General features: G+C 71.5%; 4 protein-coding genes and 1 pseudogene. 2 read left to right on the forward strand and 3 right to left on the reverse strand.

The window, feature by feature from the left end; genetic code table 11:
- The coding region (locus K377_RS40590) for a bifunctional DNA primase/polymerase (RefSeq protein WP_111668657.1) at positions 1–784 on the reverse strand (784 nt) is incomplete at its 3' end.
- A 436-nt stretch (positions 785–1,220) separates the two neighbouring features.
- Complete coding sequence (locus tag K377_RS40595) at positions 1,221–1,886, reverse strand: ScbR family autoregulator-binding transcription factor (protein WP_111668658.1); 666 nt, start codon at positions 1,884–1,886, stop codon at positions 1,221–1,223.
- 108 nt (positions 1,887–1,994) lie between these two features.
- On the opposite strand from K377_RS40595, the gene K377_RS40600 reads away from it, so the two are divergent.
- On the forward strand, positions 1,995–3,125 hold the full coding sequence (locus tag K377_RS40600; protein ID WP_111668659.1) for a ScbA/BarX family gamma-butyrolactone biosynthesis protein: 1,131 nt from the start codon (positions 1,995–1,997) through the stop codon (positions 3,123–3,125).
- On the opposite strand, the gene K377_RS40605 is transcribed toward K377_RS40600, so the two are convergent.
- A complete protein-coding gene (locus tag K377_RS40605; protein WP_111668660.1) occupies positions 3,011–3,613 on the reverse strand; it encodes a TetR/AcrR family transcriptional regulator in 603 nt (200 codons plus the stop codon). The genes K377_RS40600 and K377_RS40605 overlap by 115 nt on opposite strands.
- Positions 3,614–3,703: 90 nt before the next feature.
- Here K377_RS40605 and K377_RS40610 point away from each other — a divergent pair.
- Positions 3,704–4,129: pseudogene (locus K377_RS40610) on the forward strand (hypothetical protein); the annotation flags it as partial.

Genomic DNA, 4,129 nt, shown 5'->3' on the forward strand with positions numbered 1-4,129 from the left:
GGCCCGTGCTCTGCCGCGGCAGGCTGGCGCTCTGGTGGCCGGTGCGGATCAGCTCGGTCTCCAGCCAGCCGGGCAGCGGCGCCGGTGTGGCGCTGCCCGGCAGGACCTCGTAACGGCCGCCGGCGGTGACCGTGTTGGGCGCCACGATGTAGCCGCCCTGGGCACGGACGTCCACCTGCCAGGCCAGGGCGCGGCGCGGGCTCGACCCGGTCGAGCACAGCCAGGTCTGGCCCGGCGTGGTCCGGTACCAGACGTGCAGCCCGCCGCTGGGGGTGCGCACGCGCAGGGTGCCCGTGTCGAGTGCGGGGTCCGCTTCCTGGCGCAGGGCGGCGAGCAGGGCCAGGCTGTGAAAGCCGTGCTGCAGGCCGTTGAGACTCACATGGTCGCCGATGGGGATGCCGGGCAGCAGCCGCTCCCGCTGGGGGAGTGGTGTCTCGTGGGCGTCGATGTCGAGGACGAGCAGGCCGGCCGCCCCGCAGGCGACGCCCACGCCGAACCGCGGCTGGGACTTCCACCAGTCGCGGATGCGGTCGCTGTCGTCGGTCGCTGCGTGGAAGCCGTGGCACCAGCGACCGTGCGCGATGCACTCGCAGGTGGCGGGGGAGTGCGCGGAGCCCTGACAGCGGGCGCAGTTGGCCGCGGGGGTCTTGCGTCCGGGGGCCAGCGGGAGGACCGGCCAGCCGCGCGCCGCGCATGCGAGCGCCGTCCGCAGGGAGTTCGCCGGGGGTTGGGTCGCTGCGTCAGCTACTGAGTAACTGGGGGGAAATCCCAGCTCATCGAGCATGTAACGACCTTTCCAGCGACCGAAGCGACTCAACATGGGAATGTGTTGTGCGCACAGGCTAACGCCTGTCGGAAGCTGGTTCGGGAGACTCGGCCGCAACGGGTGTGTTGGAGGGCCGCAGGTGTGGTCTTGCGTCGCTTGGGTCGCTCACCGCGGCGTGTGTCGCAACGCGGGGCGAGACTCTAGCGACCGAAGCGACTCTTTCTCTCAAACGTCGCCGCGGGCAAGGCGGCGCGCCCGGGCGGCGGTCGGCAACTTCGTGGCGTGACGCGCGCAGGGCCGGGGATGCGTGTCCTCGGCCGGGTTTTCTGCCGTATTCAGGTGTGGCCCCGACGCTGCGGCCGTACGGGTTGTGGCCCCCGCGAGCTCGTTCAGCCAATCATACCTACGCGAAGGTTTCAATAGCCGTCCGGCCGCCCCCGTGGCTCACCGGCCGTCAGTCCCGCGCCGGAGCCGGGGCCATGGGCAGCGCGGTCGCGAGGATCTCCTCCACGCGCTCGGTGATGTCCTGGCGGTCGTTCAGCACGCCGGAGATGTGCTGGGCGCCGAAGAACGCGGAGACGATGACGCGGGCCAGCACCTCGGGGTCGGTCCCGGCGGGCACTTCTCCGGCCTCCACCGCCTCGCGCAGCGCCGCGGTGACCATGGACTGATAGCCCACGTACGGGACCGGCATGTCGATGCCGATGTACGCCCGCTCGATCTGCAGCCGCGCGCCGGCCTGGATCGTGACGTTGTCCCGGAAGGCGCGCGCGGTGCGCAGCAGGAGCTGCTGGACGGTGCTCACGGGGGAGAGGGCCTCGGCCTTGACCGCCGTGGCGATGGAGTCGAGGTAGGCGTAGAAGTCGTTGGCCACCGCCTGGGCGAGCGCCTCCTTGTTGGCGAAGTGGAAGTAGACCGCGCCCTTGGTCATGCCCGCCAGCTCGGCGACGTCCTGGACGGTCACCGGCGGGAAGCCGCGGTCCGCGAAGGCCCGGGCCGCGGCGGCCAGGACGACCCCCCGGGTGCGCACGGCGCGCTCCTGCTTGAGCTCCTTCGCGGGGCGTCCACGGGTGCCGGTCGACGCCTTAGCTGACGTCCTTGTCGGCCGGGCAGTGTCCATCGGGCTTCCTCGCTCCTGTACCTGACTCAAGGTGCCGGACTGGACACCCCTTGAAATATACCTGCGTGAAGGTATTGTAACGCCTCCTGGAGCTGAAGGAGTCAGTAAATGCAGTTGGATGTGCTGGGGGACGCCTCCGAGATGCCCTCCGAAATACAGAGACGGCCCTTGTCGTACGCCCAGCCGGTGGCGCGCCACCTGGTCCACCGGGCCGCCGTCGCCGAGGTGTTCATCACCGACTCGGCCCGCACGGGGGAGCACACCTTCCGGGTCGCCGCGCAATGGCCGCGCGACCACGCGCTCTACGGCCCCCCGGCCGGCGGCGCCAGCGACCCGCTGCTGTTCGCCGAGACACTGCGCCAGGCCATGGTCTATCTGGCGCACGTCCACCACGACATTCCGCTGACCCATCAGTTCCTCGGCAAGGCCTGCACCTTCGAGATCACCGACCTCGACGCCCTGCGCACCCACGGCGCCCCGCACGAGGTGGAGCTGGAGGTGACCTGGCACTGGACGCCCGAGTGCCGGGCGCCGCACCGCTTCGGTCTGCGCGTCGAGGCCGTGCTGCTGGTCGACGGCCTCGCCTGCGGAAGCGGCTCGCTGCACGTCACCACGATGGACAAGCGCCTGTACGCGCGTCTGCGCGGAGGGGAGCGTCCCGCGGCGGGCCCCGTCCGGCCGGTGGGGGCCCTGCGCAGGCTGTCCGCCGTGTCGGTCGGCCGGCAGCGTCCCGGGGACAGCGTCGTCGGGCTCGGCCGCGACGGACGGTGGCAGATCCTCGTGGACCCGCGGCACGCCATCTACTTCGACCACCCCAGCGACCACCTGCCGATGATGGTGATGCTGGAGTCGATCCGGCAGGTCGGCCACGCCGTGCAGCGCACCTCCGACGACAGCGTGCGGGGCCGCTACCAGATGGTCGGCGCGAGCGGCACCTTCCACGCCTTCGCGGAACTGGACGCGCCCCTGTACGTCGTCCCGCGCCGGCCGCTGGTCGCGGCCGGGACGCAGAGACGGTTCGACGCACGTGTCGACCTGGTCCAGAACGACGCCGTCGTCGCCGAGTTCACCGCCACCTGGCAGCGCACCGCACATCTCGTGCCGCGCCGGGCGAGTGTCCCGGTTCAGGCATCCGCCGCCGAGGTCGAGAGCCTGCTGGACGCCGGGGCCAAGAGGATGTCCCACAAGCTGCGCACACTCTCCGACAAGCCCTCGCGCGCCGTCGGGGCGATGAAGTAGGCGCCCACCAGCAGGATCAGCACGAACTCGGCCAGCAGCGGAGTCGGCAGATCGTGGCCGCCCTCGTGCTCGGCCCGCCGCAGCGCACCGGAGACGAACGCACGCAGGGCCGCGAAAGCCGGCGGTTCCTGCGTGCTCGACAGGGACTGCTCCACCGTCAGGCGCAGCGCCGCCCCGCTGCGCACGTCGGAGGACAGCTCGTCGGCGAGCATCAGAGCGGCCTCACGCACGGCGGACAGCCCCACGGCAGGGACCCGGTCCGTCTCCAACTGCGTGATCAGCTGCTCGACGCTCGTCTCCAGATGCGTCACCAGCGCCTGCGCCAAGGCGTCCTTGGAGCCGAAATGCCCGTACACCGCCCCCTTGGTCAGACCCGTGTGCTCGGCCACCCGTTGCACATTGGCCCCGAGGTAGCCGTGCGCGGCGAACTCCACCGCTGCGGCGTCGAGCACCAACTCATGGGTGCGCCTTGACCGTTCCTGCTTCACCAGAGGCTCCTTGCGGCCGGACGACGTAGTCCTGACATTTCTTTATACGTTCTCGAACGCATTTTTTGAACAGATCTTTAGGAGAAGACTGTGGCTTCCCCCGTTCTCGTGTCCCCCGACACCGTCCTCGCGCCCGCCGGCACCCCGGCGGCCGCGGACCCCCTGATGGCCGCCGCCGCTCTGGCGCGTGCGGACGCCGCCCGGGCCGACGCCCGAGGGCGGCTGGATCCCGCGACCGTCGAGGCCCTCACCCGGTCCGGCCTGCCCGCGCACTTCGTTCCCGTGCTCCGGGGCGGAGCCGAGTCGACCTTCACCGGGCTGCTGGACGCCGTGGCCCTGCTGGCCGAGCACTGCCCGTCGGCCGCCTGGTGCGCCGCCCTGTGGGCCGCGCACGGCAGGTTCTGCGCCTATCTGCCCGAGGAAGGGCAGCGCGAGATCTGGCGGCACTCGCCCCGTACGCGGATCGCCGCGGCGATCGCACCGCCCTGCGGCCGGGCGCGCAGGCGGGCGGACGGG

Origin of the sequence: Streptomyces sp. PsTaAH-137 (assembly GCF_003259365.1) — a bacterium.
Classification (GTDB): domain Bacteria; phylum Actinomycetota; class Actinomycetes; order Streptomycetales; family Streptomycetaceae; genus Streptomyces.